This window comes from Mitsuokella apri (genome assembly GCF_051886055.1).
Lineage (GTDB): Bacteria > Bacillota > Negativicutes > Selenomonadales > Selenomonadaceae > Mitsuokella.
In genome coordinates this window covers 19,165-41,064 of the sequence record NZ_JBJEXT010000025.1, presented here as the reverse complement: position 1 = coordinate 41,064, position 21,900 = coordinate 19,165, and the positions used below count along the sequence as shown (strand labels likewise).

The following is a 21,900-nucleotide window of genomic DNA, read 5'->3' as shown; positions in this document are numbered from 1 at the left end:
ACCTCAGCCCTGTTCCTTCTTGACGACGTCGGCGATGGCATGGCAGATGCGGTCAAGCTGTTCCTGATCCGGACCTTCAGCCATGACGCGGATCAGAGGCTCCGTTCCCGAAGGACGCACGAGGATGCGGCCGTTCTCGCCGAGTTCCTTATCGCCCTCGGCAATGGCCTTTTTGATGGCCTCGTTCTCTTCCCAGCCTTCCTTCGTCGCGACTTTGACGTTGACGAGCAGCTGAGGATACGTCGTCATCAGGGCCGTGAGGTCCGAAGCCTTGCGGCCGCTGCGCTTCAGCGAGGAAAGGACCTGCAGGGCCGTGATGAGGCCGTCGCCCGTCGTGGAGAAGTCCGTGAAAATGATGTGGCCGGACTGTTCGCCGCCAATTTTATAGCCGTTCTTCAGCATGTTCTCGAGGACGTAGCGGTCGCCGACTTTCGTGATTTCAGCGCGGCCGCCGGCCTTTTTGATGGCCTGATGGAAGCCGATGTTGGCCATGACCGTCGTGACGACCGTATTATAAGGAAGCTTGCCTTCCTTCATCATATCCATCGCGCACATGACGAGGATGTGGTCGCCGTCGATGACCTGACCCTTTTCGTCGACGCAGAGGCAGCGGTCGGCGTCGCCGTCATGCGCAATGCCGAAGTCCGCATGATTCTCGAGGACGGCTTTCTGCAGCGACTCAAGATGCGTCGAGCCGCAGCCGTCGTTGATGTTCGTGCCGTTCGGCAGCGCATGAATGACCTTGACGTTCGCACCGAGATGGCGCAGGATTTTCGGCATGGCCTCGTAGGCAGCACCGTTCGCGCAGTCGAGCACGACCTTGACGCCGTCGAAACGTTCCTTGCAGGTCGAAAGCACGAATTCCATATACTGGTTCAGAAGGTCCGTGCGGTATTCGATATGGCCGATATGAGCGCCGGACGGACGTGCGAAGTTGTCATCCGTCTCAAGCTGGTGCACGATGGCCTCGAGCTCGTCCTCAACGGAGTCCGGCAGTTTGTAGCCGTCGCCGCCGAAGAATTTGATGCCGTTGTCGTGGAACGGATTGTGCGAAGCCGAGATGACGATGCCGGCTTTGGCCTTGTGCTTGCGTGCAAGATACGCAATGGCCGGCGTCGGGATGATGCCGGCGAGCATGGCACGGCCGCCTGCCGAGCAGATGCCGGCTGTCAGGGCCGACTCAAACATCTCGCCCGAAATGCGCGTATCGCGGCCGATGATGATGAGCGGCTGTTCGTCGGACTCTTTGCCAAAATAAAGCGTAGCGGCACGGCCGAGGCGGTAAGCCATCTCCGGCAGCAGCGTGACATTTGCCTCGCCGCGGACACCGTCTGTACCAAATAATCTTGCCATAATTCTTTCCCCCTGAGGTTTCAATTTTCGTTTTACAAAACTCTACATCTTATTAGTATGCACATTTTCGCTTAAAAATGCAAGTGCGGCTTTCATGCCGTCGACCGCGGCGCTCATGATGCCGCCCGCGTAGCCTGCGCCCTCGCCCATCGGGTAAAGCCCCGGCGTCGCCTCGGCGACAAACGTCGCGCGGTCGCGGCGGATGCGGCACGGCGCCGAAGAACGCGTCTCAACGCCCGTCATGACGGCGCCCTCGTTGGCAAAGCCCGCAATCTTGCGGTCAAAATAAGGGAGAGCCCCCGCGAGTGTCTTCGTGATGAAATCCGGCAGGCAGCGGTGCAAATCCGCCGCCCTGACCCCCGGTGCGTATGTCGGCTTCGTCAAAAATTCCTGCGAGCCGCTCGTTCCCTTAAGGAAATCACCGACCGTCTGCACCGGCGCAAAGTAATTGCGGCCGCCGAGGTCAAAGGCCAGACTCTCGAGCTTCTGCTGCAGGTGCATGCCGGCGAGCACTTCCTGACCGAAGTCAGCAGGTGCGACCTGCACGAGCAGGGCACTGTTCGCGATGCCCGAATCGCGCTTGTAGTTGCTCATGCCGTTCGTGACGACGCGGTCCTTTTCGGAAGCCGCCGCGACGACATAGCCGCCCGGACACATGCAGAAGGAATACGCGCCGCGCCCCGTCACGGGGTCCTTGTAGGTCAGGGCATAGTCGGCCACAGGCAGGAGCGGGTTCCCTGCATCCTCGCCGTACTGTGCGCGGTCGATGAATTCCTGCGGATGCTCGATGCGCACGCCCATGGCAAAAGGCTTGGCCTCCATGGCGACGCCGCGCGAGAGCAGCATCTGGTACGTATCGCGCGCCGAATGACCGATGCCGAAGAATACAACGTCCGTTTCAAGGCGTTCCTCATCGTTGATGATGACGGCCTCAACGCCCTCCGCGCCGAGCTCAAGGTCCGTAACCTGCGAAGAAAAACGCACGGTCCCGCCGAGGCGGATGATTTCTTTGCGAATGTTGCGCACAACCTCCCGCAGGATATCCGTGCCGATATGCGGTTTGTGCAGATAGCGGATTTCCTCAGGTGCTCCCGCCGCGACAAACGCCTCGATGACATCTTTCATATGCACATCGTTGATGCGCGTCGTGAGCTTGCCGTCGGAGAATGTCCCCGCGCCGCCCTCGCCGAACTGCACATTCGACTGGACGTCGAGGGCCCCGCACTGCCAAAACTTCTTGATATCCTCATGGCGCGTGTCGACGTCATGGCCGCGCTCGAGCACAATGGGCTCGCAGCCGTGACGCGCGAGCGTCAGCGCCGCAAACATGCCGGCCGGACCGAAGCCCACGACGACGGGCCGCTTTTCAAGCTTGAGATTGGGCAGCTTTGCCGCGGCGGGCGGCTTGCTTACGCCCTCGACATTGCGGTCCCGTTTCATTTTCTGCAGGACCTTTTTTTCAAGTTTTTTGTCGAGCTTCACGTCGAGCATGTAGACAAACTCAATGGGCGCACCGTGGTAGCGGCGCGCATCGACAGCCTTACGCACAATTACCACCTCATCAAGCTGCTGAGGTGGTAACATGAGACGCTTGGCTGCAAGATCTTTGAGGCTGGCCGTCTCTGTGAACGGCACAGCCAGATTGCGAATGCGGATCATTGCAGACCTCCTATCAACTATTTTTAAATTGCTGAACTATAAATCACGAACTCGTCGCAGAAGGTGAAGACGCAGGCGTTTTTTTCTTCGCCCTGACTTCGATGTGGACCGTCACGCTGTTATTCGTCACCGTGACACCGTCCGACGGTGCGAGCTGGACATTCTTGTCCGTTGTCTTCGTCAGGCCGTCAAGTGAAATTTTCTCCGTCTCGATACTTGTAATCTTCGAGAGGACGTTTTCCGGTCCGGCTATCTCGATTTTCACAGGGTCCGTCTTGACAGAGCCGATTTCGTAGCCATCGGGCAGGCTGTCGCCCAAGACCGGCTTGACCGTGACGATTTTCTTCATGAGGCCGCGGGCCAGCTGCACGCTGACCTCAGCTGAAGCCGGCTTGACGGTAACGCCCGAGACCTCACGCCCATCGGCGTTGATGGCCGTCAGCGGCACCTTCAGTTTGAAATCGTCGCCATTGCCCGCAAGGCCGACATAGCCGATGACGCGCGTGACTTCCTTGACATCGGACTCCGCACCTTCAATCGTGACATTTTCGACCGACGGCTCGATATGCGCGACGGTCGTACCCGGTGCCGTCGAGCCCGTCACGATGAACTCGGCCTTCATCGTTTTCTGCACGATGCGTTCGAGTGTAAACGTCACGGTGTCCGGCTTGGCCTCGACAAGCTCAAAGCCCTGCGGCAGCACGGTCTGTACCTTAACCGCGTGCTTGCCCTCTTCAACTTTTGCAAGGTCTACATATGCCTTGAAATCGCTGTCCGTCGCCGAGACAAACAGCGAGCGCGGACCGCGGACGCGCAGCTTGATGGTCGAGGCATCTTTCGTGATTTTATAGCCATCCGGCGCATTGACGACATCGAGCTGTACCGTATACGTATTCTCGATGGAAGGATTCTGGTCGTTCATGACATAGCCCCAGAGAATGACCGCAATGACAAGGGCCAGAACCTTCGCCGGCAGATTATGCTGCACAATATTGCGCAATCTAGACATCATTTCTTCTTCCTCCAGTTCCGGATGATCTCCCTGAGTCCCTTCTGCGGGGAAGTGAACGCCGGCCGCAGGATATTCTTGAGTTTTTCCGTGTCGAGGTGACGGACCATGCGCCCGTTCTCCGCGACGGAAATCGTGCCCGTCTCCTCACTGACGACGACGATTAAGGCATCGCACTGCTCGGAAAGGCCGATGGCCGCGCGGTGGCGCGTGCCGAGCTCCGTCGAGAGCGAACGATTTTCCGTCAGCGGCAAAAGACAGCCGGCCGCGATGAGGCGCTTGCCGCGCACAACGGCCGCACCGTCATGCAGCGGCGTATTCGGGATAAAGACGTTCAAAAGAAAATCCGCGGTAATCAGGCCATCAATCTGGATGCCCGTAGCGCTGATATCGTTGAGGCCCATATCGCGTTCGATGACGATGAGTGCGCCCGTCTTGTTGGCCGACATGACCTTGACGGCCTTCGCGAGCTCATTGACGACCGAATTTGCTTCCTCATCATCAAGCAGCACCGACGGGCCGAGGAACTTTCCCTGACCGAGATGCTCGAGCGCGCGCCGCAGTTCCGGCTGAAAGACGATTGGCAAGGCGACAAACAAGAGTGTTACCGCCTTCTGCAGCAGCCACGAAATGACGTGCAGCTCGAGCCAGCTGCAGACCATCGTAACGCCGAGGAGCACGAGAATGCCCTTGACGAGCGTAATCGCGCGCGTGTCCTGCAGCAGGACATAGACTTTATAAAGGATGACCGCCACAATGAAGATATCGAGGATATCCATCGGCCCGATCGTCGAGATGATACCATGAAATTGTAATGGGTATGGCAGCTCAAACGGCATAAGCAAAACTCCTAAATATAAATACAAGATAATACTATAATGACAAATCCTTATGAATGAAAAATGAAAAGAAAGACATTTGCTGTCCGATAAATTACAATATATATATCTACAATAAAGCTATTCTCGCCGTTATCCGCAAAATCCTTGTGACTGTCAAAATTTTTTACTCCTAAGACAAACAAAATGGCCTGACTGCCAAAGGCAGCCAGACCATGAACAAATCGCAGCTTACTTGATTTCGCGAACCCAGCCTTTTTCCGGTGCTTCGACCGTGCAGAGCTGAATGCCGCGCAGCGTCTTGTAGAGTTTCGTGAGGACAGGGCCCATTTCCTTCATGCCGCTCGGGAACTCGATCGTCTCGCCGTTGCCGACAACCTTGCCGACCGGGCAGATGACAGCAGCCGTGCCGCAGAGGCCGGCTTCGGCAAAGTCCTTGAGTTCCGTGAACTTGACCGGACGATGCTCGACCGTGTAGCCGAGGTGCTCGGCAATCGTAACGAGCGAACGGCGCGTAATCGACGGCAGGATGCTGTCGGATTTCGGCGTGACAATCTTGCCGTCCTTCGTGACGAACAGGAAGTTGGCACCGCCCGTTTCCTCAACGTACGTACGCGTTGCAGCATCGAGGTACATGTTCTCATCATAGCCTCTCTGATGAGCGAGGATGTACGGATAAAGGCTCATGGCGTAGTTCAGGCCGGCCTTGATGTTGCCCGTGCCATGCGGGGCAGCGCGGTCGTAATCACTGACGCAGATTGTGATCGGCTTTACGCCGTTTTTGAAGTAAGAACCAACCGGCGTGCCGAAGAGACGGAACTGGTATTCATCGGACGGCTTAACACCGATGACCGGGCCCGTAGCGAAGAGATACGGACGCAGATAAAGGGCACCGCCGGACTCATAAGGAGGAATCCAGTCTTTGTTGGCTGCGACAACCTGATCGACAGCTTCGAGGAACATTTCCTCGGAAACCGGCGGCATCTCGAGGCGCTTTGCCGAATCAATCATGCGCTTTGCATTCATGTCCGGACGGAACGTGACGACGCGGCCGTCCTTCGTCTTATATGCCTTGAGGCCTTCAAAGACTTCCTGGCAGTACTGCAGGATGCCGGCGCATTCATTGATCGTGACATTTGCGTCATCGGTCAGATGACCTTCGCCCCATTTTCCATCCTTAAAGTTTGCAACGTAACGCTGGGAAATCGGCTGATAAGCGAAACCCAGGTTGTTCCAATCAATATCTACTTTTGCCATTGAAAACTCCTCTTTTCTTTCCGTTAAAGTATCTATATCATAGTCCCGCCTGTACAGTTTGTCAATAGTACTCAGGCTAAAAATAGGAAACTTTACACGCAATATGCATTATTGTCTTTTTGGCAACGACATGTCTATTGCTTCATCCATGTATTTCAGTTTTTGGCGCGCATCCGGCAGCTTTGCAAGGATATCGCCCGCGATGAGTCCTTCCGCTTTTTCCGCATAGGCAAGGTCGCCGGCCAGTCCGTGCAGGTAAACGCCCAAAAGCGGCGCTTTTTCATACGGCATCTGTTTCATGAGTCCGGCAATCGTGCCGGCGAGCACGTCGCCTGCGCCGGCCGTCGCCATGCCGGCGTTGCCCTTCGTCGTGAAAAAGACCTGTCCGTCCGGATAAGCCACAAGCGTGCACTCGCTCTTGACGACGAAAATAGCATGATACTCTTGGGCCGCTTCACGGGCCATGCCGACGAGGTCCTCGCGCAGGTCGGATACCGAGAGCCCGAGCAGCCTTGCCATCTCGCCAAGATGCGGCGTTAAAACAGGCACATGCTTTGCCTCGCGCAGGATTTCCGGCTGGCCGCTTAAGGCATAGATGGCATCGGCGTCAAGGAGCAGCGGCTTGTCAAGATTCTGCAGAAGGGCGCGGACAAGCGCCTGCGCGGCCTCAGCGCGGCCAAGCCCCGGACCAATCAGTACGGCGTCATACGCAGCGGCCGAAGAAGTGATTTCCTGCAGAGCCCTGCTGCCGCCCAGGATGCCCGGCTCCTCTTCGGGGATGGCCTTGGTCATGACCTCAGTGAGCCTGCCCGCGAGGATGGGCTGCAGGCTCTCGGGGACGGCCAGTGTCACGATGCCGCAGCCGGCGCGCAGGGCCGCGAGCGAGCACATCGCGGCTGCACCTGTCATGCCGCGCGAGCCGGCCGCGGCGAGAATGCGGCCGCAGCTGCCCTTATGCGCTGCCCTGGGCCTTGCGGGAAGCAGCGAAGCGGCAAGCTCATCATCGATTTCCCGCTGCTTGATGGCAGGATCCTCCAGGAGCGGCCACGGAATGCCGATGCCGTCGACGAGGACTTTTCCCGCATGCTCTGCCCCGGGGCTCAGGAAATGTCCGGGCTTTGGCAGGCCGAGCGTCAGCGTGCAGTCGGCCTTGACCGCAATATCCGCGACGCCGCCCGTATCCGCCTCGACGCCGCTCGGGATGTCGATGGAGAGCACGGGCTTTTTCGCCGCATTGACGAGTTCGACGGCCTGCCTGACAAGCGGGCGCAGCGTACCGCGGAAGCCCGTGCCTAAAATGCCGTCAAGGATGGCATCGGCAAAGCGCAGAGCCAGGCGCAGACGGTCCATATCGCGCTCTCCCGCAAGGCCGTGCACGGAAATCCCCATGGCCGCAAGGCCCTGCTGCATGACAGACGGCGAAGCCTTGATGTGCTCCGGATTCCCTGTCAGGAACAATTTGATGGCGGCGCCTTCATTATAAAGGTAACGCGCTGCCGAAAAAGCATCGCCGCCGTTATTGCCGCTGCCCGCGAGAACGCAGATGGTCTTCCCCTTTACGGAACCCAGGAGAGAAATCATCGCGGCCGCTGTCTGGCGGCCGGCATTTTCCATCAGCAGGAGCTCGGGCAGGCCGTATTCTTCGCCTGCACGCCTGTCGATTTCCCGCATTTCCTTTACCAGTGATATCTTCATGCTCATCCCTCCACGACGCATTGAGCTGTGGCATAAGCCTGCGAATGGCTCAGCGAAACCCAGACATGTGAGACGGACTTGCGGCGCGCCAGCGTGGCAAAATACCCTTTGAGCGTCACCTGCGGCGCCCCGAGGTCATCGGGCAGGATCTCGATGTCATGCAGTGTCCCGCCGCGCAGCCCCGTTCCCAATGCCTTGAGCACAGCCTCCTTGCCCGCAAAGCGCGCCGCGTAGCTCGCCGTCTTCTGCCTGCCGCGGCCCTCACAGTAAGTGCGCTCTGCCTCTGTATAGACACGCGCGCGAAAAGCCTCTTTGCTCACGGCCTTCTCCACGCGCGCAATCTCGACGATGTCCGTACCAATTCCCCGAATCAATGCAGTTCCCCCTCGTTTCCTTCATATCCTTCGTAATATCTTTTTAATATACAATTCCCTGTCAGCCCGCCAATTTCCTTCCGGCCCCTGAAAATTATCATAAACACTCCCGAACAGATAAAAAAAGGTTATTTTTCCAGAGCAATCCGCATTTTTCACAGAAACCGAAAATATTTTTGATAATTTTTGGTTATACTACCATATATTCATCAAAAATATGTTATAATGGCACTAAATAAAGCGAATTTATAAAGAAAGAAGCGATTCCCATGGAACTCAGACAACTTGAATATTTCCAGATGGCCAGCCGTCTGCGAAATATCACCCGCGCTGCGGAACGCCTGCGTGTTTCCCAGCCGAACATCACGGTTGCCATCAAGAAACTCGAGGCGGAGCTCGGCATACAGCTCTTTGACCGCAGTCAGAAGCAGCTGGCCCTGACACCAGAGGGCGCTGTCTTCCTGAACCGGGTCGAGCTGGCCCTGCGCAACATCCAGGATGCCGTGCTTGAAGTCAACGACTACAAGCAGCTCCAGAAAGGCACCATCAAAATCGGTGTGCCGCCGATGATGGGCGCCTACCTCTTCCCGCGCATCTTTTCGAGCTTCCAGCGCCGCTACTCCCACCTCGACATTTTCATGCACGAAGAAGCTTCGATGTCCATCCGCGAACAGCTCGAGCGCGATGAACTCGATTTCGGCATCATCATCCTCTCGGGCGCCTCAAACCGCCTGCAGCAGCTGCCCATGTCCAAGAACCAGATTGTCTGCTGCGTGCCCGCAGACAGCCCGCTCGCGAAAAAGAAGAGCATTTCCATGGACGATGTCGTCGATACGAAGATCGTCCTCTTAAAAGAAGGCTCTTTCCTGCGCCAGACCATTCTCGGACGCATGAAGGAAGCGGGTGTCACGCCAAACATCGTGCTGGAGTCCAACCAGATCAATACGCTCAAGGGCCTGGTCGCTAACGGTGTCGGCATCACGTTCCTTTTGGATATGGTCGCAGACGAAGTACCGGGCCTCAAGACGCTGCCGCTCTCAGACCCCGTCTTCGTCGACGTCGGACTCGCCTGGAAAAAAGACCGCTACATTTCAAAGGCTGCCCAGTCCTTCATTGACTTCTGCAAAGACCTTTTAAAGGGCAACTCCCTGGAAGAAGACAGCAAGCAGCCTGCACCTTCGGCTGACAAAGAAGACCGCAAAGCAAAAGCACCTAAAACTGCCAAAACTTCGCCAACGGACTCCAAAGCGTCCGCTACCTCTGACAAAAAGTAAATTCAAGTTCCATATTGATATATATTCATAACGGATAAAAAATCCCTTTCGGAAACATGCACTGCATAGTTCCGGAAGGGATTTTTCTTCTATATTGCCATATGGTTTGAGAGCATCAATGCTTGTAAAGCGGTACCGTAAGGCTGCCCGTCGGCATCAGGATGTATCTGGGGTCTTTGCCGACATACTGCTCCGCGAGTTTCAGTGCTTCTTCCACCGTATCGACAGCGCCGTCAAACAGCATATCCTTGGCAAGGGCTCGGTCGAGGCCCGTGACGAGGATGAAATGAGCCTTCTTCGTCAGGCGCGTGATCGCATACGCCTTGTTGGCGCCGATGAGGAAGCGCTCGCGCAGTTTGGCCTCGATAGCATCGGCCGTCTTCAGCGTGCGGCAGGTCTCCTCAAGCACCTTGCTGCCGCTGCCCTCTTCGCACTCTGCCAAGAGGATGACGACGCCGCCCTGCTTCGTCGCAAGCACAGCATTATCCATGGTTTTCTGCATCTGATAGACGTTGATATCCTTTGGATAACCGCCGCAGCTCGCAATCGTGATATCGGCCTGTGCGGGGATCTTAACACCGTAGACTTCATCAACGAACCTGCAGGCTTCCTGATGGGCCTTGATATAATCGCCGGCAAACATCCGGAGGAAGCGGTGCTCGGCGTCGAGAATCGCGTTGAAGAGGATGACGCTTCTGCCCTTAGCCCAGAGTGCCACGCCTTCCATCTGGTCTTCGTAGACAGGGTTGCCGACGGTGCGGCCGAGACCGGCATTCGGGTCCATCATGAAGCTGTGGTTATGGCGCACAGTCTCCATCGCGGCACAGCCCGGCAGCACGGCCTTGCGACCGCCGCCGTAACCGCTGAAATAATGATGCACAATTGTGCCCGTCAGGATGACGTGGTCGCTGTGGCAGATGTGCTTGTTGATGAGCACCGGCGTAAAGCGGCTCGTCGTGCCAAAGTACTCAAAGTCACTTGGCACATTGCAGTCGCTGTTGTACATCTTAAGGCGCTTGGCAACGTCTTCACCAACACCCTCCGCCATTTCCTCTTTGGTCATCAGACGGTGCGTACCGAGCGAGAACACAATCTGCATATTCTCATCAGGCACACCGAGCTTATTCATCTCGTCAACGAGCACCGGCATGAAATCAAAGCTGTTGGCAACACGCGTGGGGTCATTGCAGATAAACGTCACGGTATCGCCTGGCTTGATGACCTCATTGATCGGCTTCTGGCCAATCGGATGATAAATCGCGTCAAGTACGGCCTGACGGACATCCGTCAGCGGCTTGACGGCCGGCATATCGACTTCCTTGATGACCTTCGTCTCATCGAGAGAAAAACTTTTCGTGCCATGGCCGTAATGGAATGTATACTCCTTCATAAAATCAAAATCCTTTCTATATTTTTCCTATGAAAAAAAGGAGACACAAAGTGTCTCCCCTTTTCATGCTGACAGACCCCTCATAATTAGTAAAGGATATGTGCAATGATATAGCCGACCACGCAGCCCGTGAAGACACCGAGCAGGCCCGGGATCATGAAGCTGTGGTTCAGGACATATTTACCGATATGCGTCGTGCCGGAACGGTCGAAGTTGATGCAGGCGAGGTCCGAAGGATACGTCGGCAGGAAGAAGTAACCGTAGCAGGCCGAGATGAAGGACAGGATGACGACTGGGTCCACGCCGATGGTCAGAGCCAGCGGCACGATGATGGAAACAGCAGCAGCCTGCGAGTTAACGAGTTTCGACGTGAGGAAGAGTGCCAGGGCGTACGTCCACGGATAAGCCTGAACGAGGCCGCCGATGAGTTCCTTGAGCTCCGTCATGTGGTTCGTGAAGCACGTATCAGCCATCCAGGCAACACCGTAAACGCAGACGACTGCGCCGAGGCCGGCATGGAAGACCTGGCTCTTGCCAACGTCTTTGGCGTTGACTTTGCAGAAAATCAGGATGGCAGCGGCGATGACGAGCATGATCATCTGAATGACCGTCGTCATGGAAATCGGCTTCAGAACGCCCTTTGCGTTCGGGAAAGCCGGCAGAACCTGCGGGAAGTTGCCGAGTACGGCAATGATGATGATGCCGAGGAAGAAAATGTACATGGCGCGGTAGAACGAAGACGGCAGCTCTTTGTCCTGCAGCGACTCGGTCTGAGCACCGTAAACATCCTGCTTATGAGCCGGATCCTTGATGTACTCCTGGAAGACAGGGTCGTCAGCAAGGTCCTTGCCGCGGCGGTAGCTCCAGAGAGCAGCGACGATAACGCCGCAGAACGTAGCCGGAATCGAGACAGCCAGCAGGTTGATGACCGTGAACGGCAGGCCGGCAGCACTGATGAAGCCAGCCATACTGACAAGGGCAACGGATACCGGCGAAGCCGAGATACCCATCTGCGAAGCGACGGAGGCCACAGCCATCGGACGCTCCGGGCGAATGTTCTCGTGAATGGCGACATCATAGATGATCGGGAACATCGTGTAAACAACGTGGCCCGTGCCGCAGAGGATGGTCAGCAGCCACGTCGTGATCGGCGCGTAAATCGTGACGCGCTTCGGGTTGCTGCGCAGGAACTTCTCTGCGTATTTGAGCATGACCGTAAGGCCGCCCGACGTCTGCAGATAGCCGGCGCAGGTGACGACCGCGATGATCGTCAGCATGACGGCGATTGGCGGCGTGCCCGGCTTGTAGCCGAGAGCAAAGACATAAATGATAAGGCCGATACCACTGATAACTGGAAGACCCAGACTGCCGTAACGTACACCGACGATCAGGCACGCCAGCAGGATACAGATACCAAGTACCAAGATAAACTCCCCTTCCTATAAAACAGATACCCACACTACTTCACGAATGTCTGTCCTAACGACATCAATCCATGATATTCAATATCATTTCCCCACAAAACAATTTTGAACAATGGATTATTTTCGCTTGTTTGATGTTTTCGCTCTCACCTGTCGATATTCCTGCAAGGATTTTACGATAAATAAAATTTTTGTCAGGAATATTTTGCCTAGAAACATGATTTCATTTTGCACACAGGATACAGCAAAAAACAAACAAAGGACAGTACAACATCCCTTAAGTACGCATTTATTATACAATAAGCGTCAAGTATAAGTAAATACTATTTATTATAAAATATTTTAATAATAAATACATCTTATCATGAATTAATTATAATTAATTCTCACCGTAATGATACCTTTTATGAATAATTTACAAGATTTATGGGAATATCTCATACGATAACTATCGCCGCTTTCACCATTTTTTGCGGATTCCACGGGAAATCCAGTAGCCATATGCATAATGTTGTGATATAATATGCTAAAAAGTTATACTGATAACAATTCTATGAGGAGGAGTTCATTTTATGGCTACCATTAATGATAACTATCTGAAGCTGCCCGGCAGCTATCTCTTCGCTGAAATCGCGCGCCGCGTGGCTGCTTATAAGGAAGCAAATCCGGATGCGGATATCATCCGCCTCGGCATCGGCGATGTCACGCAGCCGCTGCCGCAGGTCTGCATCGAGGCCATGCACAAGGCCGTTGACGACCAGGCCAAGGCTGAGACGTTCCATGGCTACGGTCCGGAGCAGGGCTATTCATTCCTGACGGAAGCCATCATCAAAAACAATTACACGGACCGCGGCATCGAGATTGCCTCGGATGAGATTTTCGTCAGTGACGGCTCCAAGAGCGACTGCGGCAACATTCAGGAAATCTTCGGCCTTGCCAACAAGGTGGCCATCACGGACCCTGTTTACCCGGTTTACCTCGACACGAACGTCATGGCCGGCCGCACGGGCACGCTGCAGGATGACGGCCACTTTGCAGGCGTCACGTATCTGCCGTGCACGGCTGAAAACAACTTTGCGCCGGACCTGCCGAAAGAAAAAGTCGACATGATCTATCTCTGCTGCCCGAACAACCCGACGGGCACGACGCTCTCGCGCGAAGAGCTGACGAAGTGGGTCAATTATGCCAAAGAAAATGAATCCGTCATCCTCTTCGACGCCGCTTATGCCGCTTATATCACGGAAGACGATGTACCGCGTTCCATCTACGAGATTCCGGGTGCCAAGGACGTCGCCATCGAGTTCCGTTCGTTCTCCAAGACGGCCGGCTTCACGGGCACGCGCTGCGGCTACACGATCATCCCGAAGACGGTCAAGGGCCGCGCAGCGGATGGTTCGCTCGTACCGTTCAACAAACTCTGGAACCGCCGTCACACGACGAAGTTCAACGGCACGGCTTACATCGTTCAGCGCGGCGCCGCTGCCATCTACACGGAAGAGGGCAAGAAGCAGGTCAAAGAACTCATTTCCTATTATATGGAAAATGCCCGCATCATCCGCGAGGGTCTCAAGGCTGCAGGCCTTCAGGCTTTCGGCGGCGTCAACGCCCCGTACATCTGGCTCAAGACCCCGAACAACATGAGCTCGTGGGACTTCTTCGACAAACTGCTGCATGAAGTCAACATCGTCGGCACGCCGGGCGCAGGCTTTGGCCCGTGCGGCGAAGGCTACTTCCGCCTTACTTCCTTCGGCAGCCGTGAGAACACGAAGCGCGCCGTAGCCCGCTTCGCTAAGCTCAAATTCTGATTCACAGCTAAATAAGCACAGCAAAAATCGGTATGACCCGCTTGCGGGCATACCGATTTTTTGTGCCAGTATATATCCAGTATATATATTGTAGGTTTCGGTAAAATCATTCGTTGAACAAGGCTTTGGCAAAGTCCTCGGCATTGAACGGGCGCAGGTCCTCGACGCCCTCGCCCACGCCAATCCACTTGACCGGCATGGCAAGCTGGCTCTTGATGCCGATGACGACGCCGCCCTTGGCCGTGCCGTCGAGCTTCGTCAGCACGACACCGGTGATTGGCGCGGCTTTTGTGAAAAGTTCTGCCTGACTGATGGCGTTCTGTCCCGTCGTGGCATCGAGCACGAGCAGCGTCTCATGCGGGGCTCCCGGAATTTCGCGGCCGATGACGCGGTTGATCTTTTCAAGCTCCTGCATGAGGTTTGACTTCGTCTGCAGGCGGCCGGCCGTATCGATGATCAGCATATCGACCTTGCGCGCCACAGCGGCCTTGACGGCGTCAAAAGCCACGGCAGCAGGGTCCGAGCCCTCTTCGTGCTTGATGACCGGCACGCCCGTGCGCTGCCCCCAGACTTCGAGCTGGTCGATGGCCGCAGCGCGGAATGTATCGGCAGCGGCGAGCAGCACGGATTTTCCCTGCCCTTTATAGTAAGCTGCGAGCTTGCCAATGGTCGTCGTCTTGCCGGCACCGTTGACGCCGATGACGAGCAGCACCGTAGGACCGTTCTCTGCAATGCGTGTCTTGTCCTCACCTGCGGTCAGAATCTCGACAATCTGCTTCTGCAAAAATGGCTTGAGGTCTTCCGGGGTGTTGATTTCCTTTTTCTTGATGCCCTTGCGCACAGCCGTCATGAGCTTATCCGTCGTCTTGACACCGACATCGGCCATGATGAGCGTTTCCTCGAGCTCGTCGAGCAGGTCCTCGTCGATATCGGCATAACCGATGATGATTTTTTCAATCTTGTTGGTAAAATTCTCGCGGGTCTTGTTGAGTCCCTTCTTCAGTTTATCAAAAAATCCCATGCTGATTCCTCCTATATTCTGTATTCTATGATTCCTATGTTTTTGCTTTTGCAGGGCCTGTCCTCAATCTGCATTCCCAGCATCGTCCATACCATCTGCATCCGCAGCGCGCACATCATCGAGACGGACGGACAGGATCTTCGAAACGCCCGATTCCTCGACCGTCACGCCGTACAGCGAATTGGCGGCTTCCATCGTGCCCTTGCGGTGCGTGACGACGATGAACTGCGTCTTTGCGGCAAATTCCTGCAAAAATCGGCCAAAGCGCACGACATTCGCCTCATCGAGAGGTGCGTCGATTTCATCGAGCACCGAGAAAGGCGACGGCCGGTAGCGCAAAAAGGCAAAGAGCAGCGCAATGACGGTCAGCGCGCGCTCGCCGCCCGAAAGCGCCGCCAGGCTCTGGCGCTTCTTCTGCGGCAGCGTCACGAGGATATCGATGCCCGTGTTCAAAACATCGTGCTCGTCGAGCAGTTTGAGCTCGGCGCGGCCGCCGCCGAAGAGGCGCACGAAGATTTCTCCGAAATAACGCTGAATGTCGGCGAAGGCTGACTGGAACTGCTCGGTCATCGCCTCGTCCATCTCCGCTAAGATATGCGCGAGATTCTCCTTGGCCTCAACGAGGTCGTCCGACTGCTTCTTCATGAAGGCATGGCGCTGCTGCAGATTTTCGTATTCCTCGACGGCGTTCGGATTGACGGGGCCAAGGTCGTCCATCTTCTTTTTGAGCGACTGCATGCGCGCGCGCAAGGCCTGCGGCTCGAGGTCAAGAGCTTTCTCGAGGGCGCGCTCCGGCGTCAGGCCGAAGTCCTGCAGAATCGCCTTTTGGCTGTCCTCGAGCAGCATCTGGATTTTGGCGGCCGCAAGCTCGAGTTCGTGAATTTCCGCCTGCTTCTGGCTGAGTTTTCGCGCAAGCGCGCGCGCCTTCTCCTCAAGCTCCTGCCCTGCAGCCATCCTGTCCATGCGCCGGGCATAGAGGTGACGCTGCTTCTGCTGCGCTTCCTCAAAGGCATCCTGCCACGACTGTGTCTGCTGTCCGAGTTCCCTTAAGCGCACGGCACTTGCCTGACTGTCTGCCGCGAGTTTTTTCTGTTCCTGCTCGACTTCCTTCAGGGCCTGTTCACTGCGCTGTTTTTCCTGACGGTAGAGCTCCGTCTGTTCCTGACTGCGCTTCCATTCCTGCTCGAGAACCGTGCGCCTGAGCTCATCCTGCTGAATGCACTTGGCGAGGGCCCCTGCATCCTGCTCCACATCCTCGAGGGCAAAGACGCTTTCTTCGACATTTTTGCCGGCTGCCTGCAAAGCCGCTGTGAGCTCTTTGACTCTGCGCAGCTGCAGTACGCGCCGCTTCTGGCTCTCGGCAAACGTGGCCTGACTTTTTTCATCAGCTGCCAGAAGGCCTGCCAACTCTTTTTCCTGACTGGCGAGATTTTCCTGCAGCTTTGCGAGGCTGACGCGCAGTTCCGCGCGTTTGACGCTCTGCTGCTGTACCTCTTTCAGGCACTCGCCCTGCTGATTTTCCGCAAGGGCCGCTTCTTTGGCCGCCTCTTTGACTGCCTTGGCCTGAACCTGCAGTTCCTGCCGCATTTTTTTATATTTGGCCTGCAGGGCTTCGATTTCTGCACTGCGGTTTAAAAAGCTCGTCTCCCGGCGCGGCCGGCCGCCGCCTGAGAGCGAACCGCCCGGCGCGAGAAATTCGCCGTCGAGCGTCACAATGCGCAGACGGTAATGCTGCTCTTTCGCAAGGGCTAAGGCATGGTCGAGGGTGTCGACGACGAGGATGCGCGCCAAGAGGAAGTCCGCTGCTTTCTGGCAGTGCGGCGCTGTTTCGACGAGCTCATTGGCCCAGCCAATGGCCCCTTCGCCCTTTTCCGCTTCTTTCTCCTGTTCTTTCGGATACTGCACGGCAAGTGTCGAGAGCGGCAGGAACGTCACGCGGCCGAGATGCTTCTGTTTCAGGTAAGCAATGGCCGCCTTGGCCGTATCCGTATCGTCCGTGACGATATTCTGCTGATTGCCGCCTAACGCCACCTCGATGGCCGTCATGTACTTCTGTGGGATGGTCAAAAGCTCGGCAATGGCGCCGGCCACGCCTTTATGCCACTTCTCCGTACTCTGCAGAATGGCCTTCGGCGCCTTGCCAAAGCCCTCGTAATCTTCCTGCAGGTGCTGGAGAAAATCGATTTTTTCCTGCAGGCCGGCCGTTTTCTGCCGCAGTGCATCCTGCTTTTCGCGGCACAGCGCGAGGTTTGCCTGTGCTTCCTGCTGGGCATGGCGCGCCTGCTGCTGCCGGCTTACCGCCTTTTGGAGCTCCACTTCGGCCTTATCAACTTCCGCTGCCATTTCTTTTTGAGCAGAGCTCAGTTCTTTCTGCTTCTGCTCAGCCGCGGCGATGGCTTCCCTGCGCGCCTGCTGCCCCTCGCTGCCATTTTCAATATCGCGGTCGAGCACCGCGAGTTCCTGCTTGGCATTGGCGAGTTCTTCCTGACAAGCTTCCTTGGCAGCTGCCGCTGCCTGTGCTTTTTTCTTTTTCTCCAGCACGATGGCCGCCATCTTGGCCGCGCGCTCCTGCTGCGCCGCAATCTTTTCGTCAGCAGCCGTGAACTTCGCCTTTTTATCAGCGGCTTCGCCCGACAGACGGCCAATTTCGCTGACGGATTTTACGAGGGCCTCCTGCAGTTCCTTGTTTCTGGCTGCAAGACGCACGCTGCTCACGCCGTTCTGTTTCTGACGCTCTTCAAGCGCCGCGGCCTCGCGGCTTGCTTTTTCGAGTTTCTGGCGCAGGCTCTCATTGGCCTCTGCACCACTGCGCATGGTCTGCTCGAGGTCCAAGATGTCCTTCTGCACGGCCTCTTTCGCTGCGCCGGCTTTTTTCGCTTCCGTCTCGACTGCCATGGCCTCATCGCGGGCTTTGCTCATTTTTAAAGCATTGGCAGTCTTGCGCTCCGACTCGCGCTTTGCACTGCGCGCGAGCTTTGTCAACTGGCAGCGGCGGTATGCTTCATGGAGTTCATTGTACTGGCGCGTTTTTTCCGCATGGCGCGCAAGGGGTTCAAGCTGATGCTCGATTTCCTGCATGATATCCTGCACGCGCAGGAGATTGGCCTCGGTATCCGTGAGCCTCCGCACCGTTTCGCGCTTGCGGCTGCGGTATTTCGTGATGCCGGCCGTTTCCTCGAAAAAGGCGCGGCGGTCCTCCGGACGGCTGTTTAAAATATCATCCATGCGGTTCTGGCTGATGATGCTCATGCCATCGTGGCCGATGCCCGTATCGGCAAAAAGGTCATAGATATCCTTGAGGCGGCAGCGCGAGCGGTTGATGTAATATTCGCTCTCGCCGCTCCTGTAGAGGCGGCGCGTCACGGCCACCTCGCGGAAATCCACAGGCAGGGTGCCGTCGTTGTCAAAAATCAGCGAGACCTCCGCGACATTCAGCGGCCGGCGCGTGGCCGAACCGGCAAAGATGATGTCTTCGGAGCGCGTGCCGCGCAGATTCCTTATATTCTGTTCGCCGAGCACCCAGCGCACGGCATCCGTGATATTGCTCTTGCCGCTGCCGTTCGGTCCGACCACGGCCGTGATGCCACGGTCAAAATCGATGGTGATTTTATCCGCAAAAGATTTAAAGCCATATGCCTCAAGGCGTTTGAGCTGCAATCGTTACACCTGCCTGTCTTCTCCGGCCCCCTCCGGGGCCTCGGATTCTTCCTGAAACTTTCCTTCCGCAGCATAGTCCTTCATGAAATTCAAAAATTCCTTGTCGAGTACGGAAAACACTTTATGGCCGCTCCAGTAAAGCGACGTGCGCGCCACAATCGGCGGCGTGAGCGGACGCTTGGCAAAGGCATGCTCCTGCCGCAGAACAAAATTCGGCAGGATGGAAATTCCCGTGCCGTTGGCCACAAGCTGCTTGATGGTCTTGAGCTGCGATGTCGTCAGCATGACATCCGGCGTAAAGCCCGCCTCCACGCAGCGCGTAAAAACTTCGCGGTATTGATACGTGCGCGGCAGCTGCAGGACAAACCGCTCATGGGCAAAATCCGCAAATGTAATGCGCTTTTTCTGGCAAAGCGGATGCGTGAAGGGCAGGCAGAGGCTCATCTCGTCCTGCATGATGGCAAATTCATTGGGCACATGCTCCCCGCCGCTGCCAAAAATGACGCCAAAATCGAGGTCTCCGAGCTCCACGCGTTCCCGCACCTCGTCGGAATCGCGGAATTCCTGCACATCGAGGCGCGTATTCGGGAACTGCGCGCGAAAATCCTTGAAGAATTCCGGAAAGAGATAGGCTTCAAACATCGGCGGCACGCCAAAATGAATCGTGCCGCGCCCGCCCACGCAGAAACGCATCATGTCCTGCTTGGCCGCTTCCATATCCTGCATAATGCGGCGGGCATGAATCAAAAAGGCCTTGCCGGCCTCGGTCAGCGTGACGTGTTTCTGACTGCGGTCGATGAGCGTCAGCCCAAGCTCCGCTTCCAAGGATTTGATGGCCTTGGTGACCGAAGGCTGCGAGACATGCAGTACCTTGGCCGTGCGCGTGAAATTCTCGAGTTCGCTGATCGTGCAAAAATATTCCAACTGCCGGAATTCCATCTGTATTCCCCCATACCATAATTCTTATTGCCACGGCCTGCTGCCATCCCCCCATTTCCCTGCGCTCCTGCGCTGGCGGCCGGCCGTTTCTTATTCGTTATTCGCAACGATTCTATTTTAGCATATGTTGCCCATATCTACCATAATATAGGGCGGCTCTGCCGTGAAATAGAGTGAAATATTCGTGCAGATGACACAAATTACCGCAAAAAACGCGAAAAAGCAAAATCCCCTGTGCGGGAATCGTTCATAATTCCCGCACAAGGGATTCTTTTAAGCGTTCTGCACGAGTTCCTGCAGGCGCTGGTTCACAAGGTCAATCCACTCGCCGTGGAAGCCGACTTCCGTCAAGAGCTCTTCGAGCGTCTCAATGCGCGGCTGCTCTAAAAACATCCGCACGCGGCTCTTCTCAATGGCACGGTAGATGTAATAATCCTCGGGGATCATGCCGGCCTGCGGGAAAATGACCGTATACTCATGGTACATCTTGTCGTTCATGGATTCATAGACACCGGTCGAGCGCGCGGCATAGGCCTTCCACTTGTCCGGCAGCCCGTCTAACAGCTTTTCAATCTCAGCCTTGATTGACGCAGCTTTCTGCGCATAATCTGCAAGGACTTTTTCCACAGGCTCCGTGTCCTGCAGCATGACGGCACAGATAAGGTCGCGCACGGCATTGAAATCGCCGAGACCGTACTGCAGGAATTCTTCGGCCGACTCGACACCGGCGAGCCATTTTTTGAGGGCTTCTTCCATCGCGGCCTTGGCCTTGGCCACGACGAGCTCATCTTCGGCGTGAAGCTCCTGCGAGAGATTGCAGACGCGCTGCGCAGGCGTCTCGTCCTGCAGCAGTCCCTTTTCCGCACATCTGCGGCAGTAGCCAATGGCCTCATTCGTAAAGGGCGTGCCCGCTTCAATCTCGCCCATGGTCGGAAAATGCTTGCCGAGCTTATCGTAAATGCGGCGCTGCTGCGCGAGCTTGCCCTTTGAAAAATACGTCAGCGGGCGCTGCTGATAGACGACGTGTGTCACCTTGCCGCAGCCCGGACAGTGATATTCCTTGTCGATGAGCCGCACGGCAATATCGCGCTCCGGATTAGGCTTAAAAAACGCATACGGCACGGTCTCCACGAAGGAATAATTGAAGATATTCAGCAGATTGTCCGTGATGCGGGACGGTTCATTGGCCATAGGTGACACTCCTATCCTGATTATAAAAACACAACATAAAAAACCCGGAAGAAAACCTTCCGGGCTGCATTTCATCTTGGAGGCGACACCCAGAATCGAACTGGGGATAAAGGTTTTGCAGACCTCGGCCTTACCACTTGGCTATGTCGCCAAAATAAAATGGAGCGGAAAACGAGGCTCGAACTCGCGACCCCCACCTTGGCAAGGTGGTGCTCTACCACTGAGCTATTTCCGCATGAATATAAAATTGGAGGCGACACCCAGAATCGAACTGGGGATAAAGGTTTTGCAGACCTCGGCCTTACCACTTGGCTATGTCGCCAAAATAAAATGGAGCGGAAAACGAGGCTCGAACTCGCGACCCCCACCTTGGCAAGGTGGTGCTCTACCACTGAGCTATTTCCGCATGATGGCGACCCGAATGGGACTTGAACCCATGACCTCCGCCGTGACAGGGCGGCATTCTAACCAACTAAACTACCGGGCCGTCTTCTGTTGTTGCCGCTGTGTTTCAGCGACATGTATTATTATACGGACAATGTGCTGTATTGTCAACACCTTTTTTGAAAAAAAGTTGGGACAGGCGAAAATTCCTGCCCCGACTCCCCCAAAACACTTTTACGCATCAATCCTGCAGGTCATCGTGGACCTCGCTGAAATAGATAACGGTGACCGTGTCTTCCATCAGGATGCGGCGTTTGTAGATGCGCTCGAAATCCTCGATGAGTTCTTCGCGCGAGTTGATCTCCGGATTCTGATGACCGAGGTCGGCGCTCGTCAGCGTGCCCATCGTCTTGACGCGGACTTTGTCGAGGTAAGCCGTGTAAATGCGGTGTTTCGGTTCGCCCTTCTTGCCCGAGGTAATCCAGACGATCGAGCCCTCCGGATAGAGCTTGCTGACATCGCCGAGACGAACGGTGCAGTTCTTCGTGCGCTCCATGATCATCTTCTTATGCTTGGCAGCCTGAAAATTCAATGCCATCATGATAAAGCATCTCCCATCCTTGCTTTTA

The 21,900-nt window shown here is 55.8% G+C and carries 15 protein-coding genes, 5 tRNA genes and 1 pseudogene; 2 read left to right on the top strand and 19 right to left on the bottom strand.

Going from position 1 to position 21,900, the window contains the following annotated elements:
• Nucleotides 1-3: 3 nt before the first annotated feature.
• The 7 genes from glmM to acpS form a co-directional block, all read right to left on the bottom strand.
• On the bottom strand, nucleotides 4-1,353 hold the full coding sequence (glmM, locus tag ACI4OH_RS02500) for a phosphoglucosamine mutase (protein ID WP_435721221.1): 1,350 nt from the start codon (nucleotides 1,351-1,353) through the stop codon (nucleotides 4-6).
• Nucleotides 1,354-1,395: 42 nt separating this feature from the next.
• Nucleotides 1,396-3,012 carry an NAD(P)/FAD-dependent oxidoreductase gene (locus tag ACI4OH_RS02495; protein WP_439784095.1) on the bottom strand — a complete coding sequence of 539 codons (1,617 nt, stop codon included), beginning with the start codon at nucleotides 3,010-3,012 and terminating at the stop codon, nucleotides 1,396-1,398.
• A 43-nt stretch (nucleotides 3,013-3,055) separates the two neighbouring features.
• Nucleotides 3,056-4,024, bottom strand: a complete 969-nt coding sequence (locus tag ACI4OH_RS02490; RefSeq protein ID WP_435721223.1) for a CdaR family protein — start codon at nucleotides 4,022-4,024, stop codon at nucleotides 3,056-3,058.
• The gene (gene cdaA, locus ACI4OH_RS02485; protein ID WP_435721224.1) at nucleotides 4,021-4,860 is read right to left on the bottom strand and encodes a diadenylate cyclase CdaA; all 840 of its coding nucleotides are present in this window, start codon (nucleotides 4,858-4,860) and stop codon (nucleotides 4,021-4,023) included. The genes ACI4OH_RS02490 and cdaA overlap by 4 nt, the downstream gene beginning before the upstream one ends.
• Nucleotides 4,861-5,091: 231 nt before the next feature.
• A complete protein-coding gene (locus ACI4OH_RS02480) occupies nucleotides 5,092-6,153 on the bottom strand; it encodes a branched-chain amino acid aminotransferase (protein ID WP_435721253.1) in 1,062 nt (353 codons plus the stop codon).
• 72 nt (nucleotides 6,154-6,225) lie between these two features.
• On the bottom strand, nucleotides 6,226-7,812 hold the full coding sequence (locus ACI4OH_RS02475; protein WP_435721225.1) for an NAD(P)H-hydrate dehydratase: 1,587 nt from the start codon (nucleotides 7,810-7,812) through the stop codon (nucleotides 6,226-6,228).
• Between the two features lie 2 nt (nucleotides 7,813-7,814).
• Nucleotides 7,815-8,186 carry a holo-ACP synthase gene (gene acpS, locus ACI4OH_RS02470; protein WP_435721226.1) on the bottom strand — a complete coding sequence of 124 codons (372 nt, stop codon included), beginning with the start codon at nucleotides 8,184-8,186 and terminating at the stop codon, nucleotides 7,815-7,817.
• Nucleotides 8,187-8,455: 269 nt separating this feature from the next.
• Between acpS and ACI4OH_RS02465 the strand changes: the two are divergent.
• Nucleotides 8,456-9,325 (top strand): annotated as a pseudogene (locus ACI4OH_RS02465) (LysR family transcriptional regulator); the annotation flags it as partial.
• A gap of 250 nt (nucleotides 9,326-9,575) precedes the next feature.
• On the opposite strand, the gene ACI4OH_RS02460 reads toward ACI4OH_RS02465, so the two are convergent.
• Nucleotides 9,576-10,850: a nickel-dependent lactate racemase family protein gene (locus tag ACI4OH_RS02460; protein WP_435721227.1), complete on the bottom strand. Its 1,275-nt coding sequence runs from the start codon at nucleotides 10,848-10,850 to the stop codon at nucleotides 9,576-9,578.
• Between the two features lie 86 nt (nucleotides 10,851-10,936).
• On the bottom strand, nucleotides 10,937-12,277 hold the full coding sequence (locus ACI4OH_RS02455) for an anaerobic C4-dicarboxylate transporter (RefSeq protein ID WP_439784102.1): 1,341 nt from the start codon (nucleotides 12,275-12,277) through the stop codon (nucleotides 10,937-10,939).
• Nucleotides 12,278-12,846: 569 nt separating this feature from the next.
• On the opposite strand from ACI4OH_RS02455, the gene ACI4OH_RS02450 reads away from it, so the two are divergent.
• Nucleotides 12,847-14,079: an LL-diaminopimelate aminotransferase gene (locus ACI4OH_RS02450; RefSeq protein WP_435721228.1), complete on the top strand. Its 1,233-nt coding sequence runs from the start codon at nucleotides 12,847-12,849 to the stop codon at nucleotides 14,077-14,079.
• A 106-nt stretch (nucleotides 14,080-14,185) separates the two neighbouring features.
• Here the strand turns inward: ACI4OH_RS02450 and ftsY are convergent, their stop codons facing one another.
• The 10 genes from ftsY to ACI4OH_RS02400 form a co-directional block, all read right to left on the bottom strand.
• On the bottom strand, nucleotides 14,186-15,100 hold the full coding sequence (gene ftsY / locus ACI4OH_RS02445) for a signal recognition particle-docking protein FtsY (RefSeq protein ID WP_432647821.1): 915 nt from the start codon (nucleotides 15,098-15,100) through the stop codon (nucleotides 14,186-14,188).
• Nucleotides 15,101-15,163: 63 nt separating this feature from the next.
• Nucleotides 15,164-18,757, bottom strand: coding sequence for a chromosome segregation protein SMC (gene smc / locus ACI4OH_RS02440; protein WP_439784094.1), 3,594 nt, complete (start codon nucleotides 18,755-18,757; stop codon nucleotides 15,164-15,166).
• Nucleotides 18,758-18,760: 3 nt separating this feature from the next.
• Nucleotides 18,761-19,696 (bottom strand): LysR family transcriptional regulator, encoded by a 936-nt coding sequence (locus tag ACI4OH_RS02435; RefSeq protein ID WP_432647823.1) that lies wholly within the window; start codon nucleotides 19,694-19,696, stop codon nucleotides 18,761-18,763.
• Between the two features lie 273 nt (nucleotides 19,697-19,969).
• On the bottom strand, nucleotides 19,970-20,887 hold the full coding sequence (locus ACI4OH_RS02430) for a hypothetical protein (protein WP_435721230.1): 918 nt from the start codon (nucleotides 20,885-20,887) through the stop codon (nucleotides 19,970-19,972).
• A 77-nt stretch (nucleotides 20,888-20,964) separates the two neighbouring features.
• Nucleotides 20,965-21,038 (bottom strand) — tRNA-Cys (locus tag ACI4OH_RS02425).
• A 9-nt stretch (nucleotides 21,039-21,047) separates the two neighbouring features.
• Nucleotides 21,048-21,122, bottom strand: a tRNA-Gly gene (locus ACI4OH_RS02420).
• Nucleotides 21,123-21,135: 13 nt separating this feature from the next.
• Nucleotides 21,136-21,209: transfer RNA gene (locus tag ACI4OH_RS02415), tRNA-Cys, on the bottom strand.
• Between the two features lie 9 nt (nucleotides 21,210-21,218).
• Nucleotides 21,219-21,293, bottom strand: a tRNA-Gly gene (locus ACI4OH_RS02410).
• Between the two features lie 4 nt (nucleotides 21,294-21,297).
• Nucleotides 21,298-21,374: transfer RNA gene (locus tag ACI4OH_RS02405), tRNA-Asp, on the bottom strand.
• Nucleotides 21,375-21,512: 138 nt separating this feature from the next.
• Nucleotides 21,513-21,872: an ASCH domain-containing protein gene (locus ACI4OH_RS02400; protein ID WP_432648291.1), complete on the bottom strand. Its 360-nt coding sequence runs from the start codon at nucleotides 21,870-21,872 to the stop codon at nucleotides 21,513-21,515.
• Nucleotides 21,873-21,900 lie beyond the last annotated feature (28 nt).

Coding starts and splice junctions, on each gene's coding strand:
- cdaA (WP_435721224.1), bottom strand. CDS start 4,860: ATGCCGTTTGAGCTGCCATACCCATTACAATTTCATGGTATCATCTCG.
- ACI4OH_RS02490 (WP_435721223.1), bottom strand. CDS start 4,024: ATGATGTCTAGATTGCGCAATATTGTGCAGCATAATCTGCCGGCGAAG.
- ftsY (WP_432647821.1), bottom strand. CDS start 15,100: ATGGGATTTTTTGATAAACTGAAGAAGGGACTCAACAAGACCCGCGAG.
- ACI4OH_RS02430 (WP_435721230.1), bottom strand. CDS start 20,887: ATGGCCAATGAACCGTCCCGCATCACGGACAATCTGCTGAATATCTTC.
- ACI4OH_RS02495 (WP_439784095.1), bottom strand. CDS start 3,012: ATGATCCGCATTCGCAATCTGGCTGTGCCGTTCACAGAGACGGCCAGC.
- ACI4OH_RS02400 (WP_432648291.1), bottom strand. CDS start 21,872: ATGATGGCATTGAATTTTCAGGCTGCCAAGCATAAGAAGATGATCATG.
- ACI4OH_RS02475 (WP_435721225.1), bottom strand. CDS start 7,812: ATGAAGATATCACTGGTAAAGGAAATGCGGGAAATCGACAGGCGTGCA.
- ACI4OH_RS02450 (WP_435721228.1), top strand. CDS start 12,847: ATGGCTACCATTAATGATAACTATCTGAAGCTGCCCGGCAGCTATCTC.
- glmM (WP_435721221.1), bottom strand. CDS start 1,353: ATGGCAAGATTATTTGGTACAGACGGTGTCCGCGGCGAGGCAAATGTC.
- ACI4OH_RS02435 (WP_432647823.1), bottom strand. CDS start 19,696: ATGGAATTCCGGCAGTTGGAATATTTTTGCACGATCAGCGAACTCGAG.
- ACI4OH_RS02460 (WP_435721227.1), bottom strand. CDS start 10,850: ATGAAGGAGTATACATTCCATTACGGCCATGGCACGAAAAGTTTTTCT.